The organism is Methanoculleus sp. (assembly GCF_036677455.1).
GTDB lineage: Archaea > Halobacteriota > Methanomicrobia > Methanomicrobiales > Methanoculleaceae > Methanoculleus.
In genome coordinates, this window is record NZ_JAVBWL010000018.1 from 1 (window position 1) to 18,451 (window position 18,451).

Consider the following 18,451-nt stretch of genomic DNA (forward strand, 5'->3'; position numbering starts at 1 on the left):
ACGCTCTCGACCCGATCGCCAAGATCCCGGAGTTCAAGGCCTGTGCTGTGAAGGTTGAGAAGATCACGGGGGTGCAGTAAATGGCAGCAAAAGGCGACATGGTCTACGCATGGGCAGCCGACGCCGCCTGCCAGGAGAGGGGCGAGTGCGGTGGAGCGGTCTCCGCTCTGCTGACGCACGCCCTTTCATCCGGCATGGTGGACGCTGTCCTTGCCGTCAAGAAGGGACAGGACATCTACGATGCAGTCCCCACACTCATCACCGACCCCGCTGAGATCGCACAGACGGCAGGCTCGCTCCACTGCGGGACGCTCCTGCTCTCGAAACTGGTCAAGCAGTATCTCGACGGTGCCGAGAACATGCGGATCGCCGTCCCGGTGAAAGGCTGCGACGCGATGGGCCTCTACGAGCTCGCGAAGCGCAACCAGGTCAACCTGGACAACGTCCTGATGATCGGCCTCAACTGCGGTGGCTCGGTCAGCCCGGTGACCGCCCGGAAGATGATCGCCGAGAAGTTCGGTGTCGACCCTGACGACGTCGTCAAGGAAGAGATCGACAAGGGTCAGTTCATCATCGTCACGAAGGACGGTCAGCACAAGGGTATCTCGATGGACGAGCTCGAGGAGGAGGGCTTCGGCCGCCGCGGCAACTGCCGCCGGTGCAAGATGAAGGTCCCCCGCCAGGCGGATCTCGCCTGCGGGAACTGGGGTGTCATCGGCGATAAGGCCGGTAACGCCACCTTCGTCGAGGTCTGCTCCGAGAAGGGCGCAAACCTCCTCGACGCGGCCGTCAAGGCCGGCGCTGTCAAGACCGACGCTGCGAACCCGAAGGGGATCGAGATCCGCGGCAAGGTCGAAGGCGCGATGCTGAAGCTCGGCGACAAGTGGCGGGCACGCAACTTCGAGGGGCTCGGCGAAGGCAAGGACCGCCTGAAGAAGATCATGGAAGAGACGGGCCGGTGCATCAAGTGCTACGCCTGCATCGAGAACTGCCCGATCTGCTACTGCGTCGAGTGCAGCACGAAGAAGGCCTACCTGGTCGAGCCCGGTCAGGTCCCGCCGCCCTTCATGTTCCACCTGATCCGCTACGCCCACATCTCGGACTCGTGCATCAACTGTGGCCAGTGCGAAGAGCACTGTGCGATGGACATCCCGAACTCGCTCTACATGCACGCCCTGCAGGTGGACATGGAGAAGATGTTCGGCCACACCCCGGGTGTGGACATGGAGCTCCCGGTTCTTGCGCTCGTCGAGGAGAAGACGGAACGCAAGCGTCTCGCCGACACCGGCAGCGACCAGATCTTCGACATCTTCAAGTGAAGAGGGAAGAATCTCTCCTTTCTTTTTTTTGATAGATTGCGGCTGTAGCCGCGGCTCCGGGCATAAACTGAGCGCGTCTTCGGCGATCGTATTCGCTACCGGACAGGTGGTGCTCGACGATCCCGGGCATCCCGGGGCTTAAAAGAAGAGAGAGCCCCGCTCACGGGATCGTGTGAGCGAGGGCCGGGATGGCGTGCTGGTTCGAGAAGGTCTCCTCGTGGCCGTCGGGGAACCGGACCACGGTCAGGCCCGGGGAGAAGTCGGCATCAACGAGCGGCGCAAACCAGTAACTTTCGAGCACCTCCTGCGCCCCGGTGAAGTCAAGGCCAGGCGTCGAGTAGGTGTTCCCGTCATCAGCGCTCTTGATCTTTGCAAAACCCGGGACCGAGAATGTAGCGGCGTTGCTCTCGACCGAAGTCACTGTTACGGGTGCTCCCGTCGCCTTCTCGAGCGCGGATTTCAGTTCCTGCTCCGGCTCGGCGATCTTGAAGAAGACGGCGATCCTCTCAATCCACGAAAGCGTGTAGTTAAAGGTGATATCTGCGCTTCCATCCTCGTCCACGGTTATCAGGAGGTTGTCTGCGCTGAACGCCCCGACAGGGGCTGTCATAAGCGCCAGGACCAGAAGGGAGGCGACCAGAATTCCACGTTTCATTCTTGTACCTCGAAGAACCGTATGCCGTCCGGATTGATAAATATTTGGAAAAATCGCGTGCCCGCGTGATTCCGGCCCGGTCGGGCTGATTCTCCGACCCCGCCATCCGGGGACTTGCTCCCGGGGCTCGTGGGGTGGTTCCCCGGGTCCGCTTACGAGCGACACCCAGGGGGCCCCTTCTCCTCATGGGCCGTCGTCAGTGCACCCGCAGCCAGAGGTGCAGGTTGCGGTAACCGGCATCGGCAAGGTTGCTCTCCGGGATCTCCTCGGGCGGCGGTTCTTTGAAGAGGAGGAACTCGAGCCTATCCGTATCCGGGTCCTCGATCCGGAAGGTGTAGGGCTGCTCTACGGTCTGGTTATGGGGCACCGTGACGGAGAACCGGTCGAGCCGTGTCGCCGAGACGACCGTCGACTGGCTCTTCGCGGTATCGAGCCTGCTCTCGACGGCAAACGTCTCCACCGTGTAGGTGACCTCCCGGTGCTCGTGGTTCCCGATCCCGATGATGACCGTCTGCGGCGTTCCGGACATGAACTCTGTCGAGTAATCGGCTGCTTTTCCCTTCGGCCCGAGGATGTAGAACTCGGTGAACTTCTCTCCCTCGTCTGGTGCGACGACAATGAAGACCGTCATCCCGATGGCCACGAGGAGGACGGCAGAGAGGGCGATAGCCAGGACCTGGTTGACCCGGGACGCGGAACTGCCGGAGCCCCCTTCCTGGACTGCGGTGAGGAGCGTGCGGTTTGGAACCAGACTACGGCCCTCGTTGAGCAGGGTGCAGCACCGGAACTGTGCGATAAGACGGGTGGTGATGGAGAGCCCCGGCGAGCGGGCGGGGGACCCCAATCCCCCTGGTCCGCCCGTTGCCGGCAAGAGGGCCGCGACCAGGAGGCAGCAGGGGATGAGGAGGATGAACGGCAGGAGCACGCGAGTGGCCGGGGCGTAAGCGGCGAGAAGGGCGATGAAGAGCCATGGGTAGACGAGGGTTGCGTCCGGCGGGACGATGTGGTGACTGGCAGGACCGATGAGGCGATCTATGGGATTTTTTAACGGCATCCTGCTACCCCTATAAAAAGGCATGGTATATATAGGTTCTCCGGGAACATCCCTCTCCTCTTCCCGCTACGGTGCGGGGCGTGACTCCCGAAACGAGGTCCTCTGCCGGGCGGGCGATCGCCTACTGCCCCTGGAAAGACCGGCGTGGATCTATGATGATACGGCCGCACAGAATCAATATCTTTTAATCGGAATGCGACAGACGTGCAATCATTATGCTTCGAGAGGGGAGGGACGATCGGGCTTTCACGGGACTCGAAGCAGCCATCATCTTCATCGCCTTTGTCGTCGTCGCATCGGTCTTCGCCTACGTCGTTCTTGGGGTGGGTATGACGACATCGCAGAAGAGCCAGGAGGTGATGCATGCCGGCCTCGAAGAGGCCGGGTCCGCCTTCCGCCCGGGATACACGGTCATCGCCAAACTGGATCTCTCAGGCGTGCTCAAGTTCGTGGAGTTCGACCTTGAGACCGCGACGGATCTCGCCGCGGTCGATATGCGGAGCATGACTTACACCATCGCCACAAAAGAGACTCTTCTCACGTTTTCCGCCGGCGACACTCGCGTAACCGAGACATGGCGATATCGAAAAGACGCCGGGGATCTTCTGGAATCAGGGGAGGTCGTCACGGTGAAACTGGTGGTAGACGACGTTGGTATCCGGCCGGGGGATACGTTCACCATCGGTGTGACCGCCGCCGGGGGCGCGACCGCTTCGTTGACCCGAACGATCCCCGCGGGCATTGAGACGAATACGTATGTCGAGCTCTTCTCATAAGGCGGGCTCCCCCCGGGCCATGACGGATGCCGGATTCACCGGGCTTGAAGCGGCAATTGTACTCATTGCATTCGTCATTGTTGCAGCAGTCTTCTCGTTTGTCGTTCTGCAGTCCGGGTTCTCTTCTGCACAGCAGGGTCAGTCGGTCGTCCATCAGGGAGTCCAGCAGGCGGGATCGGCCTGCACCGTGACCGGTATGGTCTACGGCGTCAGCAATAACGGCAAGCAAGTAAAATCGATCATCATCCCGGTGGGCCTCACCGCCGGCAGCGAACCGATCGACATGGCTTCCGTCTCCGTCCGCCTGGTCGGCCCTCACCATGAGGAGCTGGTTGCACAGGCGACCCCTCTGGCCTCCTCATCTCCAGAATACGGCTTCTGGAGCGTCCAGGAACGGGTGAACAGCGACGCCGATATGCTTCTTGAGGCCGGGGAACAGTATAGATTGAATATTTCGCCCTCGATTCTGACCGACTTCGGGCCGTACGGATCGTTTGCCATCGAGATCAAACCGGCGGGGAGGGCGGCGCTCCGGGTGGAGAGGGCCGTCCCGGGCAGCATCGATAGGGTTACCCTGCTCAAATGAGACCCTGTTCGGGATCCAGGAGGTGCCGGTTCCTGATCGCTTCGACGATCCCGATGGCGCCCACTGCTGCCAGCAGCAGGTAATCCTCCGGCCCGGCCCCGGCCATCAGGATACTTTCCGGGAGGCCGGCCGCCCAGGCATAGAGTGAAGCGAAGATGAGGAGCCCGAGGAGCGGGACGGCCACACGGTTGAGCCTGCGGCCGACCCTGGCAAGGTCCGGGCCGGAGCCCCGGCTGGCAGCGAGGACGATTCCGGCCGATGCGGCGAGGAATATCCACTCCGAGAGCGAAGACACCTCCGCGAGGATTGCGTTGCCGAAGTAGTCGGTGAACTCGTACGACCTGTACGGGCCGAGGAGCGGGAAGTACCAGGTGACGGGCATCGCCCACATCATATCGAGGACCTGGTGGGAGAGTGCGCCCGTTGCAACGGCGAGGAGCGCAAACGATCGGTCTCGTCGCTTCAGGGCTATGCCTGCGATGAGAACGAGCCCGAGGAAGAGGAGCCCGTGGGCGAATATCCGCCCGGAGTTGAGGGACTCCGCGAGCAGGAGATGACCGACCGGTTTGTCGAGCAGGTCGGGGAGGACGGCTCCAAGAGCCGCAAAACCGATGAGCCGCCGGTCACCCAGGCGTCTGGCGAGCGCGAGGCCCAGGATGAGGCCGAGAAAGAGGTGGCAGGCAACGAACATTCGCCATAGAATTAACGCACGGCCGGTTTATAGTCTCGCGGTCTGGAGCGTGCGCAAACCCTATGGGCGGTGAGAACGAAGAGTTCCTCATTCAACGGGAGAGACCGACCATGGCGTTGCTTGAGAGACAGGAGATCCTCATCGTATTCGCATCCTTCATCATCGGCAGTGCGGCGGGCTGGTGGAGCCGTATGCAGTGGGGGAACAGCCTGATCGCCGTCGCCTCGACGTTCATCGGGATCGTCGTCGGCTACTACATCCTTCTCGCCGCCCTCAGGGTTGCGGGTCACCCGGTCGAGTAGCCGGCGTTCCGGCGTTGAAGGGGCACGCCTTCTTGCGGCATTCACGGTTGATCTCGCTATACTCGCACCGCACTGCTTCCTCAACAGGGAGGGCTACGCCGAACCGTTCGGAAAGGAACTTGGCCGCCTCAGCGATCGCGAGCCACGAGTCGCGTTTGCAGCACCGTGGGCCGCCGTGCCGGGCTATCGCCGCGAGACTCTTCGCGGTCATCTCGTTTGCAAGCGACCACTCCTGCTTCTTCAGCGGCGTGGACCCGGTGATCAGGCTCACGAAGATGCCAGTCCCGACCGCCGCGCCGCAGGCGCCGTGGGTCCCGCAGGCCCCTCCCGGGACGGTGCCGGCCCTCGCGCGTGCCGCTCCGAGCAGCGCCGCCTTTCGCTCCGGCTCTCCCCGGTGGTTGCAGTACGCGGCGATGAGCGCGGCAGGCACCAGGAAGTGGTGCTCCGGCCCGTGCATCCTGACCGCCGGGTACCGCATCAGGATACAGGCGATGGCAAGCGGGTCCTGTAGCGTCGTCGCGATGCAGAACTGCTCGATGAGGTCGAGCGCCCCCAGGCTGTGGCACCGGTCACAGACGAAGTGCCCGGCTTCGCAGGCCGCCGTGGTGCTCCGGACCTCGTTGCAGACGGCGCACAGAAGGTCGCGGGGCTCCCGGGTGTACACAAGATCCCTGCCGCAGATCAGGCATCCCGATCGATGCTCCATACCATGAGGTGCGTCGCCCTCTCCCATAAGCCTGCGGTCGAGGTCAGGGGGTGACGGATCGACAGGGCACGGGTGCATCCCGACGCTCCCGCACCCGTCCGTCCTCGATCGTGAGGACCCGGTCGGCGAGTTCCAGGAGCGAGGGGCGGTGGGAGACCAGGATGGTCGTCCGGCCCCGGGTCAGCACCCGGAGTATCTCCCGGATCCGGTCCTCGGTCTGGAGATCCAGCGCCGATGTGGGCTCGTCGAGGATGAGGATGGGCGCGTCCTTCAGGAACGCCCGGGCGATGGCGACCCGCTGCCGCTGGCCGACGGAGAGCTGGGTCCCGCGCTCCCCGACGATCGTCCCGTAGCCCCCGGGGAACTGCACGATATCATCGTGGATCTGCGCCTTCCGTGCGGCATCCCTCACCTCCTCGAGGGTGGCCTCAGGCCTGCTGTAGCGGATGTTCTCCTCGATGGTGGTGTGGAAGAGGAAGAGGTCCTGCGAGACGAGCGAGACCTGCCGCCGCAGCCACCGTGGGTCGAGCGATGAGAGGTCGTGTCCGTCGAGCGCGATCCTGCCGCGCTGCGGCGTGAACGCCCGGAGGATCAGGTTGATCAGGGTCGTCTTCCCCGCACCGGTCCGCCCGACGACGGCGACCGTCTCGCCGGGACGGGCGACAAAGGTTGCGTCGCGGAGGACCGGGTCCGATCCGGTGTAGCCGAACCAGACGCCGGAGAACTCGATCCGCCCCTGCACGTCGGGGGGCACAATCCCACCTGCACTCACTTCCCCGCTCATCCGGAAGAGTTCGCGCAGGCGGCCGGCGGACGTCGCCGCGGGCTGCATGACGACGGGGAAGGCGAAGAAGGTGTTGACGGTGGGGGCGAACGTCACGATGTAGACCGCGAACGCGACGAAGTCCCCCACGGTCATGCCCCCGGCGAGCACCTCATTCCCACCGACCCAGAAGGCGGCGATCAGCATGAGCGACATCGTGCCGATCCTGAAGTACTCCGAGAGCGCCGAGAGCATGGTGTTCCTGATCCGTGCGTCGACCATCTTCCGGAGGGTTCCGGAGACCTTGCGCACCTCCCGGTCCTCCGCGGCGTGCGACTTGACGGTATCGATCCCGGAGATCACCTCCTGGAGGTCCCGCGAGACATAGGCCTGCCGCTCGCGTTCCCGGTGGGTGGCGGCACGGATCCTCCGGATGAAGACGGCGTTGACCAGCAAGTAGAGGGGGATGAAGGCGACGACGACGAGGGTCAGCCTGAGGTTGAGGAGGCAGAGGATGACCAGGGTGAAGGCGACGTAGAGGGCGTTGGCCATGATCTGGGGGAGGTACTGGGCGACGGTATACTGCAGGATCTGGACGTCGTCGGAGAGGCGGGACATGATGTAGCCGGTCTGCTGCGACTTGAAGTAGGAGAGCGGGAAACTCAGGACGTGCTCGACGAGGGCGGTCTGGAGGTTGAAGGCGTAGCCTTCCCGGAACCGGGCGGTCCAGTAGTTCCGGGCGAGGTCCATGCCGCCGGTGAAGAGCCCGAGTGCGAGGAGGGCGATGATGAGGGTGTTGAGCGATGAGAGGATGCCGCCGGCCCCTGCGAGGAGGGCGTCAGGTGCCGGGGCCTGCCCGAGGAGGATGTTGTCGATGAAGAACTTGATGCTGAGCGGGAGGACGGTCTTTGCGGCGGAGACAAGCGCCGTCGCTGCGAGCGCCAGCACGCCTGCTCTCCAGATTGGCCGGGCGAACCTGAGGAAGAAGGCGAGGTCGGAGAACTGGAGGTCCCTCTCTGCCTTCGCCGGCTGACGCATGATATCCCGGGTGAAGGCGACGGTGCGCCGGCAGTAGTCTGTGATGCTCATGGTATACGGGTCCGGTTGAGGAGCGGCGACTCCGTTGCAGTTCCATACGTTCCTCGCGTATAATACCTGTGCTCCAGCGGCCGGGGCAACCCGGAACGGCTATCGTGGGGCAGGATGAGACCGCCTGGGGCCGGATTACCGGGAAGGCCGCTTCTCTTGGGTCGGGGAAGGCCGTGACCGTGATCTTTCCCGTGCGAGGGGGCTCACGTGCAGGACGGAGCACCGGGGAGCTACAGTATTCTGCTTGAATTATATTAACATAAAAATTAAATACCCCCGGCCCGTATCGACCCCCTCGGGGTGGGATTTTCTTTCCCACAGCCTCTGGAGACGTGATACCTATGAGAGGAACTACCACAACGGTGGAGAGACGGAGTATTGTACGAGGAAGAGATCTTGCGGACTATTCGGTCCGGAACCCACGGGGTGAAGATCTCGGGACCATCAAGGACGTCGTGATCGATGCCAACGAAGGCTGCATCGCCTATGCCGCCCTCTCGTTTGGAGGGCTCATGGGACTCGGCGACAAACTCTTCGCCATCCCGTGGGCGGCTCTTCAGTACAATGCGGCCGACGACGTCTTCGTCCTGGACGTCCCAAAAGAGCGGCTGGAGAACGCACCCGGGTTTGACAAGGACAACTGGCCGACGACCGCTGAGCGCGAGTGGCTCACCGGCATGTACAGCCACTACGGGTATACGCCATACTGGGAGCGCCGCCAGGAGCGGTGAACTCCCGGGAAGAGCAGGAACGAGAATCGGTCGCGGGCCCGGGTTCTGAACCCGGGCCCGTGGCCGAAATGCCGCATTGAAGACCCTTTTTTCCATACCGTAGAGATCCGGGCAGTCTGGCGGGTACACCCCCGTCATGACAGCCCTTCACCCGGATGAGCCCGAAGTATGCCGTCGCTCTCACATTGCGAGCCCTTTCGCAGTTCCTCCTGGAATTTCACCGTTTCCAAAATGTGCACCATCTGCGTTGTGAGCGGCCTCTTGCTGGAAGTACGGGAAACTCTGGAGAAGAACTATGCACGGCTTCCCCACCGGCAGTCCAAGACCTTCGGGTTTCTCCAGATCCAGCCCTTCGGCCAGCTGCACTCCGCACCTGTCGGTGTTCGAACTCTGCTCCTGCCGGAACATCGTTAGTCCAAGACCTTCGGTCTTCTCCTGCTCCTGCCCTTCGGTCAGTCGCATATCGCCATGGCTGCCCCCACCCCCGCCCCAGCGAACCCCCGGAGCGGTCGGCACCGGGGCCTTCCTTTAACCATGTTATTTAAAAGTTATGGATCGCAAACGGCTATGAAGTACCAGGACAAAGAGATCTGCACAGAACAATGAAGAAGATCGTCATCAAGGGGGCGCGGGAGCACAACCTTCAGGATATCACCGTCGAACTCCCGCGGGACCGGCTCATCGTCCTCACCGGCGTCTCCGGGTCTGGAAAATCCACGCTTGCCTTCGACACCATCTACGCCGAAGGACAGCGGCGCTATGTGGAGTCGCTCTCCGCTTACGCGCGGCAATTCCTCGGGCTGCTGAAGAAACCCGACGTCGACAGCATCGACGGCCTCTCGCCTGCCATATCCATCGAGCAGAAGACGACGTCCAAGAACCCCCGGAGCACCGTCGGGACGGTCACCGAGATCTACGACTACCTGCGGCTCCTCTTTGCCCGGGTGGGGACGCCGTTCTGCCCGGAGCACCACATCCCCATCGAGGCCCAGTCGCCGGAGAAGATCGCCGACCGGATAGGCTCCGTCATGGCCGGGACGGTCACCATCCTCGCCCCGGTCATCCGGCAGAAGAAAGGGACCTACCAGCAACTCTTCAAGGACCTCGACCGGGAGGGCTACGCCCGGGTCCGGGTCAACGGCGAGATCCACCGGACCACCGACGAGATCACCCTCGAACGCTACCGGAAGCACGACATCGATGTGGTCATCGACCGACTCTCCGTCGACGAGCGCTCAAGGCTCGTCGAAGCGATCGAGAACGCCCTTGCAAAGTCCGAAGGGCTCGTCATCGCCGTTGATGAATCCGACCGCGAAGAGGCCTTCTCGTCGCTCATGGCCTGTCCAGTCTGCGGGATGGCGTTCGAGGAGCTCCAGCCCCGGATGTTCTCCTTCAACAGCCCGTTCGGCGCCTGTGAGGAGTGCAACGGTCTCGGGATCAGGATGGAGTTCGACCCCGACCTGATCATCCCGGATAAGAGCAAGTCCATCGCCGACGGCGCTGTTGCGCTCTACCGGAACTTCCTTGACGGCTACCGGAACCAGTATCTCAGTGCCGTGGCAAAACACTTCGGGTTCTCGGTCCTGACGCCTATCAAGGACCTCACCGAGCAGCAGTACAAGGTCCTGATGTACGGCTCGCCGGAGCAGCTCCGCCTCTCGATGAAGATGAAGAACGGAGACGCGTGGTCGCACTCAGGGACGTGGGAGGGGCTCGCCCCGCAGGCCGAGCGGCTCTACCACCAGACCCAGTCGGAGTACCGCCGTCGTGAGCTCGAGAAGTTCATGCGGATCCTCCCCTGCCCGAAGTGCGAGGGCAAACGGCTCAAGGAGAAGGTGCTCGCCGTGAAGGTTGATGGAAAGTCCATCGTCGACGTCGCCGACCTCTCCGTTACGGGGGCGCTCGCGTTCTTCCGGGATCTCGACCTCACCGAGACCGAGCGCGAGATCGCAAAGCAGATCCTGAAGGAGATCGTCTTCCGGTTCGAGTTCCTGGAGCAGGTCGGGGTCGGCTACCTCACCCTTTCGCGGAGCGCAGGCACCCTCTCGGGCGGGGAGGCGCAACGGATACGCCTTGCGACGCAGATCGGGTCGAACCTGACAGGGGTGCTCTACGTCCTCGACGAGCCCTCGATCGGGCTGCACCAGCGAGACAACCGAAAGCTCCTCGAGACCCTGCAGCACCTCCGCGACCTCGGCAACACCCTGGTCGTGGTGGAGCACGATGAGGAGACGATCCGGAGCGCCGACTGGGTCGTGGACATGGGCCCCGGGGCCGGACTTCACGGCGGCGAGATCGTCGCCGAAGGGCCGCCAGAGGCTATCATCGCAGACCCGGCCTCGCTCACGGGCCGCTACCTTGCCGGAGATCTGCAGATCGAGGTCCCGAAAACCCGCCGGCAGAGCGACCGGTTCATCCGCCTCTCGGGCTGCCGGGGAAACAACCTGAAGAATATCGACGTGCAGATCCCGATCGGCGTCCTGACAGTTGTCACCGGGGTCTCCGGGTCGGGGAAGTCCACGCTCATCTACGAGACCCTCTACCGGGCGCTGATGCAGCGGCTGCATGACTCAAAGGAGGTCCCGGCGGAGTTTGCGAGCATCGCGTTCGACGATGAGATCGACAAGGTGATCGTCATCGACCAGAGCCCCATCGGGCGGACCCCGCGCTCGAACCCGGCGACCTACACCAAGGTCTTCGACGAGATCCGGAAGGTCTATGCCGGGACGAAGGAGGCGAAGGTCCGGGGCTACAAGCCCGGCCGGTTCTCCTTCAACGTCAAGGGCGGGCGGTGCGAGGCCTGCCAGGGCGACGGGCTCATCAAGATAGAGATGAACTTCCTCCCCGACGTCTACGTCGAGTGCGAGGAGTGCAAAGGGACCCGCTACAACCGCGAGACCCTTGAGGTGAAGTACCGGGGCCGCTCGATAGCGGACGTCCTCGATATGAGCGTCGAGGAGGCGATCGACCACTTCGAGCACTTCCCCTCCATCAAGAACAAACTCGACACCCTCTCGCGGGTGGGTCTCGGCTACGTCAAACTCGGCCAGAGTTCCACGACCCTCTCGGGCGGCGAGGCGCAGCGGATCAAACTGACCCGCGAGCTTGCGAAGCGGCCCACGGGGAAGACGCTCTACCTCCTCGACGAACCGACCACCGGGCTGCACTTCCACGACGTGAAGAACCTGATCGCCGTCCTCGATGACCTGGTGGCCCGGGGGAACACGATGGTGGTGATCGAGCACAACCTGGACGTCATCAAGTCAGCCGACCATGTCATCGATCTCGGCCCCGAAGGCGGGGATGCCGGCGGAGAAGTGATCGCGGCGGGAACCCCCGAGGAGGTCGCTCTGGTCGAAGGGAGCCACACGGGTGCGTTCTTAAAGGAGACCCTCAAGAAGCCATGATCGACCCCCAGAGTCTTCCAGCCGAACCCGGGTGCTACCTCTTCTCTGATGACGAGGGGACCATCATCTACGTCGGGAAGGCGAAGAATCTGAAGCGGCGCGTATCGAGTTACTTCTCCCGGCACGACCTCGACCCGAAGACGAGGTGCCTCGTCGCCGCGATCGCCGCAATCGACTTCATTGTCACCGACACCGAGGTCGAGGCGTTCATCCTCGAGAACACCCTGATCAAGAAGCACCAGCCGAAGTACAACATCGACCTGAAGGACTCGAAGAGTTACGCCTACATCCACGTCACCGACGAGCCCTACCCTCGTATCCACGTCGCCCGGGGGACCGACGGGAGCGGCCGCTACTATGGGCCGTTCGTCTCCGCACGGGAGCGTGACGACCTCCTCCGGCTCTTGAAGACCCTCTTCGGGCTCCGGTCATGCCGGCGGCTCCCCCGGCGTCCGTGCCTCCGGGCCCATATCGGCTCGTGCAGCGCCCCCTGCACCGGGGCGATCAGCGAAGACGATTACCGGGAGCGGGCGAGAAGGGCCGAGGCGGTCCTGAAGGGGGACATCGCCGGCCTCCTCCGGACGCTCCGGGAGGAGATGGCGGCATCGGCAGAGTGGCAGGACTACGAGCGGGCGATGGAACTCCGCGACCAGGTTGCGGCCCTCGAGGGATTGCGCGAACGGCAGCACGTCGACCGGCAGAAGACCTACAACGAGGATATCGTCAATTATATCACGAGCGACGGGACTGTCTCTCTGATGCTCTTCAACATCGATCGCGGGACGCTTGCCGGGAAGCACGAGTACACCTTCGATGAGAAGGAAGGGTTCCTCGAGGAGTTCCTCACCCGCTACTACGCGGAGAACGAGCCCCCCGAGGAGGTGATCCTCCCGGAACCGGTCGACGACGCGCTTTCCGGCTACCTCTCCCACCTCCGGGGCGGCAAAGTCCGGGTGGTCGTGCCGCAGCGGGGCGAAAAGAAGAACCTGCTCGACCTGGTCCGGAAGAACGTGGAGATCGCGTTCTTCGGGGACCGGATCAAACTCGACGACCTGAAGCGCCGCCTGCACCTCCCCGACCTCCCGGTCACGATCGAGTGCTTCGATATCTCCCACCTCTCCGGGACGGCGATGGTAGGCTCGATGGTTCAGTTCCGGTGGGGGAAGCCCGACAAACGGAACTACCGGCGATTCCGTATACGGACGGTCGAGGGCGTCGACGACTTCGCCGCCATCGCCGAGGTGGTCCGCCGGCGCTACTCGCGGCTCCAGAAGGAAGGGGGCAGACTCCCGAACCTGATCCTCATCGACGGCGGAAAAGGGCAGCTTGCGGCGGCCGTTGCCGTGCTCAGGGACCTCGGGATAACGGTCCCGATCGCGGCTATCGCGAAGCGCGAGGAGGAGGTCTTCGTGCCGGGTTTCACCCACCCGCTGCCGCTTGACCGGCACGAGAAGGCGTCGCTCTTCATTCAGGAGATCCGCGACGAGGCGCACCGGTTCGCGATCACCTACCACCGGACCCTCAGGAAGAAGGCGGTCGTACCATGATGGAGTTTCATCTAACATCGGATTTTTCGCCCACGGGATCACAGCCCGATGCCATCCGGAAACTCACCGACGGACTTTCCCGCGGCGAGCGGTTCCAGACCCTCCTCGGGGTCACCGGCTCGGGGAAGACCTTCACAATAGCAAACGTCATCGAGAAGGTCCAGAAGCCCACCCTCGTCATCGCTCACAACAAGACCCTCGCGGCCCAGCTCTACAACGAGTTTCGGTCCTTCTTCCCCGCAAACCGGGTGGAGTACTTCGTCTCCTACTACGACTACTACCAACCTGAGTCCTATATCGCGAAACGCGACCTCTACATCGAGAAAGACGCCCAGATCAACCCCAAGATCGAACAGATGCGCCTTGCGGCCACCGCGTCGATCCTCTCGCGTCCCGACACCATCATCGTCGCCTCGGTCTCCTGCATCTACGGCCTCGGGAACCCTGCGAACTTCCAGGGGATGGGGTTTGAGGTGAAGGTGGGGGACCGGATACGGCGGGACGATATCATCCGGCACCTCATCGATATCCAGTTCGAGCGGAACGAGATGGAGCTCGCGCCGGGCCGGTTCCGGGTGAAGGGCGAGACCATCGACCTCGTTCCCGGTTACTTCAACAACGTCATCAGGATCGAGCTCTTCGGGGACGAAGTGGACCGGATCAGCGAGATCGACAAGACCTCGGGAGAGCGGCTCGAGACGATGGACTACTTCTTCGTCTACCCGGCCCGTCACTTCGTCGCCCCGGAAGAGGAGAAGGAGCGGGCGATCGTCTCGATCCAGGAGGAGCTCGAGGAGTGGCTCCCGAACCTCGGCATGCTCGAGGCCCATCGCCTGCGCCAGCGAACCCTCTACGACATCGATATGATCCGGGAGACCGGGACCTGCAAGGGGATCGAGAACTACTCCCGCCACTTCGATGGGCGGAAGGCCGGGGAGAAGCCCTACTGCCTGCTGGACTACTTCCCGGAGGACTTCCTGATGGTGATCGACGAGAGCCACCAGACCCTGCCCCAGGTCCGCGGGATGTACAACGGCGACTATTCGCGGAAGAAGTCGCTCGTGGAATACGGGTTCCGGCTCCCGTCGGCGTTCGACAACCGGCCGCTGAAGTTTGACGAGTTCTCGGGCTACATGAGAAACGTCATCTTCGTCTCGGCGACCCCGGGAGACTACGAACTGGAGCGTTCGAGCGTCGCGGAGCAGATCATCCGGCCGACGGGGCTCGTGGACCCGGCGGTCGAGGTCCGGCCGATCGAGGGGCAGATCCCGGACGTGATGGCGGAGATCCGGGCCACGATCGACCGCGGCGACCGCATACTGCTGACGACGCTCACAAAACGGCTCGCCGAGGAACTCTCGGAGTACCTGGCCGATCAGGGGATCAAGACCCGCTACCTCCACTCCGAGATCCAGACAATCGAGCGGACCGAGATCATCCGCCAGCTCCGCCTCGGCAAATACGATGTCCTCGTGGGGATCAACCTCCTCCGGGAGGGCCTCGACATCCCCGAGGTCGGGTTCGTGGGGATCCTCGATGCCGATAAGGAAGGGTTCCTCCGCGACGCCCGGAGCCTGGTCCAGACGATCGGGAGGGCCGCCCGGAACGTGAACGCGAAGGTGGTGCTCTACGCCGATACCATGACCGACTCGATCAAGAAGGCGATGGCCGAGACCGGGCGGAGGCGCACGATGCAGCTCGACTACAACGCCCGGCACGGCATCACGCCGCAGACGATCCGAAAGCCGATCCGCGAGAAAGAGGTCGATATCACCGATATCAAACACGTCCCGAAGTCGGAGATCCCGAACCTGATCATCGAACTCGATGCCGAGATGCGGGAGGCGGCCGAACGCCTGGAGTTCGAGCGGGCGATAGCGCTCCGGGATACGATCAAGAGGTTGCAGGAAGGGGAGGGGCGGTAAGATTCCGACCCGCCGAAGTTACAGACCTGTAGAGGGGCGGTGGTAGTGAAAAAAGCAGTCGGTCTCCCCGATGAGTGAGACCGATGATATGCGTGAAAGTCCAATACACTGGACCGTGGGAGTATCGCCACCGGGGGTGGCGGCTCGCGGGGAGGGGATGCCCCCTCCTCTGTCTCTATCATGTAAGCCTTCAATTGTTGTCCCCCACCCCACCCGGCCTCCGGCCTCCTCCCCCGCCCCTCGGGGCGGGGGCAGTGTGTGGCGATATCCACTGGGAAGCCGTTTACGGGCGAGCGATCGATAGATGCCCGATTAACTCCCAGTACGAGTCGAGCACTGTGTCAGACCGATTCTCCTGCTTGAAACATTTGCCAGCCCGCAGAATCGCCTCACCTCTCGAAAAAAGAAGCGGGTGCAGCCTTCGAACCGCACCCCAACTGCGTTTACGCCTCAGCCGTCGCCGCGGTCGGGCTCGCCAGCCCCTGCTCCGGCAGGAGGACCCAGAGCAGGATATAGATGACAATCATGGGGATAAATCCCGTGATGACGGTAAGGATGACCCAGATCGCCCGGATGACGTTCGGGTCGATCTCGAGATAGTCTCCGATGCCGGCGCATATCCCGGCAACCCACCGGTCTGTTGTTGAACGAGCTAACTTCTTCATGCCAAATCCCTGAAGCGTTTTTCGTTGTATGGCATAAAGATGTTTCCCTGGTAGTGCGTTTGAGACAGCGGTTCAACCGGATGCCGGGCGGACGGTGCCGCGCTTCCGGCGGACGGACCGGTTCCGTGCTTTCCCGGCCTGGGCACAGGCGTCGCAGCCGCCGCAGGGAGCCTCGATCCGCTCCCCGAAATACTCAAGCAGCATCGTCTTCCGGCACCCTGTTGTGGTGCAGTAGTCTGTCATACTCTGCAGTTTCGAGCGTGCGACCTCGCGCTGGAACTCGGACGGGAGGTCGCGGTCGATGAAAGACCTGAGGCGCTTTGCGTCGTCGTCATGATAGAAGAGGATGCAGTCCGCCTCACCGCCGTCCCTCCCCGCCCTGCCGCTCTCCTGGTAGTAGGCCTCGAGGGTCTTTGGCATATCGTAGTGGACGACGAACCGCACATCCGGCTTGTCGATGCCCATGCCGAACGCGCTCGTCGCACAGATGACCGGAGCCTTCCCGTCGATGAACCGGTCCTGCGTCTCTGCCCGGGCGGCCGCCGTCATTCCGGCATGGTAGGGGAGCGCCGGAACGCCGTCGGCCCGGAGCCGGGCGGCGAGCGTCTCGGCCCCCTCCCTCGTCGCGGTATAGACGATCCCGGTCTCGGTCCTCCTGCCCCGGAGGTAGGTGCGCAGTTCTTCGTATGCATCCTCTCCCTTCGGGACGACGGCATACCTGAGGTTCTCCCGGTTGAAACTCCCGACGTAGACCGAGGGGTTCGTGAGGTTGAGCTGCCGCGCGATGTCGTCGCGGACGTCCGGCGTCGCGGTCGCCGTCAGGCCGATGATGGGAACCCCCGGGAATCGGTCCTTGAGGACCGTGAGCGACCGGTACTCCGGGCGGAACTGGTGCCCCCACATCGATATGCAGTGCGCCTCGTCGACCGCGATCAGCGTGACGGGGAGGGAGGCAGCAAGGTTGAGGAAGTCGTCGCTGACCGCCTTCTCCGGCGAGACGTAGAGGATCTGGACCAGGTTCTCCTTGAGGTCCTCAAGAACCCGGCGTGTCGTTGCGTAGGAGCCGGAGGAGTTCAGCGCCTCGGCGCTGATCCCGCGTGCCTGCAGGTCGTCGACCTGGTCCTTCATCAGGGCGATGAGGGGCGAGATCACCAGCGCAACGCCGTCGCCGATGACTGCGGGGACCTGGTAGCAGAGCGACTTGCCGCCCCCGGTCGCAAGGACCGCAAGGACGTCGCGCCCGGCGAGGATCTCCCGGATGATCTCCTGCTGGTAGGGCCTGAATGCTGTATGCCCGAAGTAGCGTTGCAGGATCAGGTGCGTACGGTCCATCACTATATAAGTGGGGTTTCTACCGGCATAGTCTCTTCGGCCCGGAAAATCCGGCAAAAAACGGTCCGATTGGAGCGGTTTCTCACCCCGAAACCTCGTCCCAGAACCCGGTGAGGGCGGAGAAGATCCTCTCCCGCAGTTTGGTGAGGTGTGCCACGTCGGCCTCGCGCCCTTCGGTCTCGTAAAAGCCGCGGTTGATCTCGACCTGGACCCAGGGGATCCGCGTCCGGCGGTGGTGTGCCACCGATATGAACCCGCCCCGGAAGGGGTCGTTCATCGCCACCCTTCCTTCGCCGTCGAACTCCGCCTGGAACGATCGGGCAAGCGCCTGGAGCCACTCCGGCGGGCAGGTCACCAGGGCGCCTGCCGCTCTGGGCCTCCCGTTCCGGTCCCCCCGGTTGCTCAGGCAGAAGAGCGGGCGGGGGTGTCCGGCGTCCATCCGGACCGGCGGGGACCTGGGCAGCATACTGTGGCAGTCAAAGGCGATCCTGATCGGTCGGGTGTCGAGGGCCCGGGCCAGCCGTCCGTGGAACGGGTGGTAGTAGTTCTCGAGAAGGAGCCCGATCACCTCTCTGCCGGGTATCTGGCCTCTTCGGAAGACCGGCGTCCCATCCTGTGTGATGACCTTGACCACGCCGTCCTGGGCCCGCGGCGGGTAGTCGTAGGGAGCCCGGTTTGTGTCGACGAAGACCCTTGAGATGTCGAAATCGACCAGCGCCTCCACCGCCCCATCAAACCCGTAGATAAGGCGGGTGTGGGGGTCGCTGTTGAAGACGACCTCCTCGCGTGAGAGGTTGACGAGACCGCGGACCTCCGGTGGGACAGAGACCCCTGCGTGGGGGATCGAGATAAGGAACGGGTATCTGTCGCGCATGGTGCTCCTGACCACAGCCATATGAGGCC

At 63.2% G+C, this 18,451-nt stretch carries 17 protein-coding genes; 8 read left to right on the plus strand and 9 right to left on the minus strand.

Going from position 1 to position 18,451, the window contains the following annotated elements:
- Nucleotides 1-80: 80 nt before the first annotated feature.
- Nucleotides 81-1,319, plus strand: a complete 1,239-nt coding sequence (locus V6K60_RS04850; protein ID WP_332449385.1) for a Coenzyme F420 hydrogenase/dehydrogenase, beta subunit C-terminal domain — start codon at nucleotides 81-83, stop codon at nucleotides 1,317-1,319.
- A 160-nt stretch (nucleotides 1,320-1,479) separates the two neighbouring features.
- Here V6K60_RS04850 and V6K60_RS04855 read toward each other — a convergent pair whose 3' ends face one another.
- Both V6K60_RS04855 and V6K60_RS04860 read right to left on the minus strand, forming a co-directional pair.
- Nucleotides 1,480-1,974 (minus strand): hypothetical protein, encoded by a 495-nt coding sequence (locus V6K60_RS04855; protein ID WP_332449386.1) that lies wholly within the window; start codon nucleotides 1,972-1,974, stop codon nucleotides 1,480-1,482.
- A gap of 196 nt (nucleotides 1,975-2,170) precedes the next feature.
- Entirely contained in the window at nucleotides 2,171-3,028 is an 858-nt protein-coding gene (locus tag V6K60_RS04860; protein WP_332449387.1) for a DUF1616 domain-containing protein, read from the minus strand.
- 215 nt (nucleotides 3,029-3,243) lie between these two features.
- Between V6K60_RS04860 and V6K60_RS04865 the strand changes: the two genes are divergently transcribed.
- Together V6K60_RS04865 and V6K60_RS04870 are read left to right on the plus strand one after the other, a co-directional pair.
- Nucleotides 3,244-3,804, plus strand: a complete 561-nt coding sequence (locus tag V6K60_RS04865; RefSeq protein WP_332449388.1) for an archaellin/type IV pilin N-terminal domain-containing protein — start codon at nucleotides 3,244-3,246, stop codon at nucleotides 3,802-3,804.
- Nucleotides 3,805-3,823: 19 nt separating this feature from the next.
- Nucleotides 3,824-4,390, plus strand: a complete 567-nt coding sequence (locus V6K60_RS04870) for an archaellin/type IV pilin N-terminal domain-containing protein (RefSeq protein WP_332449389.1) — start codon at nucleotides 3,824-3,826, stop codon at nucleotides 4,388-4,390.
- On the opposite strand, the gene V6K60_RS04875 is transcribed toward V6K60_RS04870, so the two are convergent.
- Nucleotides 4,383-5,081, minus strand: coding sequence for a metal-dependent hydrolase (locus V6K60_RS04875; RefSeq protein WP_332449391.1), 699 nt, complete (start codon nucleotides 5,079-5,081; stop codon nucleotides 4,383-4,385). The genes V6K60_RS04870 and V6K60_RS04875 overlap by 8 nt on opposite strands.
- A 110-nt stretch (nucleotides 5,082-5,191) precedes the next feature.
- Between V6K60_RS04875 and V6K60_RS04880 the strand changes: the two genes are divergently transcribed.
- Nucleotides 5,192-5,383: a hypothetical protein gene (locus V6K60_RS04880; RefSeq protein ID WP_332449392.1), complete on the plus strand. Its 192-nt coding sequence runs from the start codon at nucleotides 5,192-5,194 to the stop codon at nucleotides 5,381-5,383.
- Here the strand turns inward: V6K60_RS04880 and V6K60_RS04885 are convergent.
- Both V6K60_RS04885 and V6K60_RS04890 read right to left on the minus strand, forming a co-directional pair.
- On the minus strand, nucleotides 5,355-6,089 hold the full coding sequence (locus V6K60_RS04885; RefSeq protein ID WP_332449393.1) for a DUF5714 domain-containing protein: 735 nt from the start codon (nucleotides 6,087-6,089) through the stop codon (nucleotides 5,355-5,357). The genes V6K60_RS04880 and V6K60_RS04885 overlap by 29 nt on opposite strands.
- 43 nt (nucleotides 6,090-6,132) lie before the next feature.
- Complete coding sequence (locus V6K60_RS04890; protein WP_332449394.1) at nucleotides 6,133-7,941, minus strand: ABC transporter ATP-binding protein; 1,809 nt, start codon at nucleotides 7,939-7,941, stop codon at nucleotides 6,133-6,135.
- A gap of 341 nt (nucleotides 7,942-8,282) precedes the next feature.
- Between V6K60_RS04890 and V6K60_RS04895 the strand changes: the two genes are divergently transcribed.
- The gene (locus V6K60_RS04895; RefSeq protein WP_332449395.1) at nucleotides 8,283-8,672 is read left to right on the plus strand and encodes a PRC-barrel domain-containing protein; all 390 of its coding nucleotides are present in this window, start codon (nucleotides 8,283-8,285) and stop codon (nucleotides 8,670-8,672) included.
- 180 nt (nucleotides 8,673-8,852) lie between these two features.
- Here V6K60_RS04895 and V6K60_RS04900 read toward each other — a convergent pair whose 3' ends face one another.
- Nucleotides 8,853-9,134, minus strand: a complete 282-nt coding sequence (locus V6K60_RS04900) for a hypothetical protein (protein ID WP_332449396.1) — start codon at nucleotides 9,132-9,134, stop codon at nucleotides 8,853-8,855.
- A gap of 140 nt (nucleotides 9,135-9,274) precedes the next feature.
- Between V6K60_RS04900 and uvrA the strand changes: the two genes are divergently transcribed.
- From uvrA to uvrB, 3 genes are read left to right on the plus strand one after another with little or no spacing between them, the layout of a single operon-like run.
- A complete protein-coding gene (gene uvrA / locus V6K60_RS04905) occupies nucleotides 9,275-12,079 on the plus strand; it encodes an excinuclease ABC subunit UvrA (protein WP_332449397.1) in 2,805 nt (934 codons plus the stop codon).
- Nucleotides 12,076-13,626 carry an excinuclease ABC subunit UvrC gene (gene uvrC, locus V6K60_RS04910; RefSeq protein WP_332449398.1) on the plus strand — a complete coding sequence of 517 codons (1,551 nt, stop codon included), beginning with the start codon at nucleotides 12,076-12,078 and terminating at the stop codon, nucleotides 13,624-13,626. The genes uvrA and uvrC overlap by 4 nt, the downstream gene beginning before the upstream one ends.
- Nucleotides 13,623-15,551, plus strand: coding sequence for an excinuclease ABC subunit UvrB (gene uvrB, locus V6K60_RS04915; RefSeq protein WP_332449399.1), 1,929 nt, complete (start codon nucleotides 13,623-13,625; stop codon nucleotides 15,549-15,551). The genes uvrC and uvrB overlap by 4 nt, the downstream gene beginning before the upstream one ends.
- Before the next feature lie 443 nt (nucleotides 15,552-15,994).
- Here the strand turns inward: uvrB and V6K60_RS04920 are convergent, their stop codons facing one another.
- From V6K60_RS04920 to V6K60_RS04930, 3 genes are all read right to left on the minus strand, one after another.
- Nucleotides 15,995-16,216 carry a PspC domain-containing protein gene (locus tag V6K60_RS04920; RefSeq protein ID WP_332449400.1) on the minus strand — a complete coding sequence of 74 codons (222 nt, stop codon included), beginning with the start codon at nucleotides 16,214-16,216 and terminating at the stop codon, nucleotides 15,995-15,997.
- A gap of 72 nt (nucleotides 16,217-16,288) precedes the next feature.
- Entirely contained in the window at nucleotides 16,289-17,548 is a 1,260-nt protein-coding gene (locus tag V6K60_RS04925; RefSeq protein WP_332449401.1) for a RecQ family ATP-dependent DNA helicase, read from the minus strand.
- Between the two features lie 82 nt (nucleotides 17,549-17,630).
- Nucleotides 17,631-18,422: an N-formylglutamate amidohydrolase gene (locus V6K60_RS04930; protein WP_332449402.1), complete on the minus strand. Its 792-nt coding sequence runs from the start codon at nucleotides 18,420-18,422 to the stop codon at nucleotides 17,631-17,633.
- Nucleotides 18,423-18,451 lie beyond the last annotated feature (29 nt).

Excerpts from the sequence above, each read along its gene's own strand:
- V6K60_RS04850 (WP_332449385.1), top strand. The coding sequence starts at position 81 with ATGGCAGCAAAAGGCGACATGGTCTACGCATGGGCAGCCGACGCCGCC.
- V6K60_RS04855 (WP_332449386.1), bottom strand. The coding sequence starts at position 1,974 with ATGAAACGTGGAATTCTGGTCGCCTCCCTTCTGGTCCTGGCGCTTATG.
- V6K60_RS04860 (WP_332449387.1), bottom strand. The coding sequence starts at position 3,028 with ATGCCGTTAAAAAATCCCATAGATCGCCTCATCGGTCCTGCCAGTCAC.
- V6K60_RS04865 (WP_332449388.1), top strand. The coding sequence starts at position 3,244 with ATGCTTCGAGAGGGGAGGGACGATCGGGCTTTCACGGGACTCGAAGCA.
- V6K60_RS04870 (WP_332449389.1), top strand. The coding sequence starts at position 3,824 with ATGACGGATGCCGGATTCACCGGGCTTGAAGCGGCAATTGTACTCATT.
- V6K60_RS04875 (WP_332449391.1), bottom strand. The coding sequence starts at position 5,081 with ATGTTCGTTGCCTGCCACCTCTTTCTCGGCCTCATCCTGGGCCTCGCG.
- V6K60_RS04880 (WP_332449392.1), top strand. The coding sequence starts at position 5,192 with ATGGCGTTGCTTGAGAGACAGGAGATCCTCATCGTATTCGCATCCTTC.
- V6K60_RS04885 (WP_332449393.1), bottom strand. The coding sequence starts at position 6,089 with ATGGAGCATCGATCGGGATGCCTGATCTGCGGCAGGGATCTTGTGTAC.
- V6K60_RS04890 (WP_332449394.1), bottom strand. The coding sequence starts at position 7,941 with ATGAGCATCACAGACTACTGCCGGCGCACCGTCGCCTTCACCCGGGAT.
- V6K60_RS04895 (WP_332449395.1), top strand. The coding sequence starts at position 8,283 with ATGAGAGGAACTACCACAACGGTGGAGAGACGGAGTATTGTACGAGGA.
- V6K60_RS04900 (WP_332449396.1), bottom strand. The coding sequence starts at position 9,134 with ATGCGACTGACCGAAGGGCAGGAGCAGGAGAAGACCGAAGGTCTTGGA.
- uvrA (WP_332449397.1), top strand. The coding sequence starts at position 9,275 with ATGAAGAAGATCGTCATCAAGGGGGCGCGGGAGCACAACCTTCAGGAT.
- uvrC (WP_332449398.1), top strand. The coding sequence starts at position 12,076 with ATGATCGACCCCCAGAGTCTTCCAGCCGAACCCGGGTGCTACCTCTTC.
- uvrB (WP_332449399.1), top strand. The coding sequence starts at position 13,623 with ATGATGGAGTTTCATCTAACATCGGATTTTTCGCCCACGGGATCACAG.
- V6K60_RS04920 (WP_332449400.1), bottom strand. The coding sequence starts at position 16,216 with ATGAAGAAGTTAGCTCGTTCAACAACAGACCGGTGGGTTGCCGGGATA.
- V6K60_RS04925 (WP_332449401.1), bottom strand. The coding sequence starts at position 17,548 with ATGGACCGTACGCACCTGATCCTGCAACGCTACTTCGGGCATACAGCA.
- V6K60_RS04930 (WP_332449402.1), bottom strand. The coding sequence starts at position 18,422 with ATGCGCGACAGATACCCGTTCCTTATCTCGATCCCCCACGCAGGGGTC.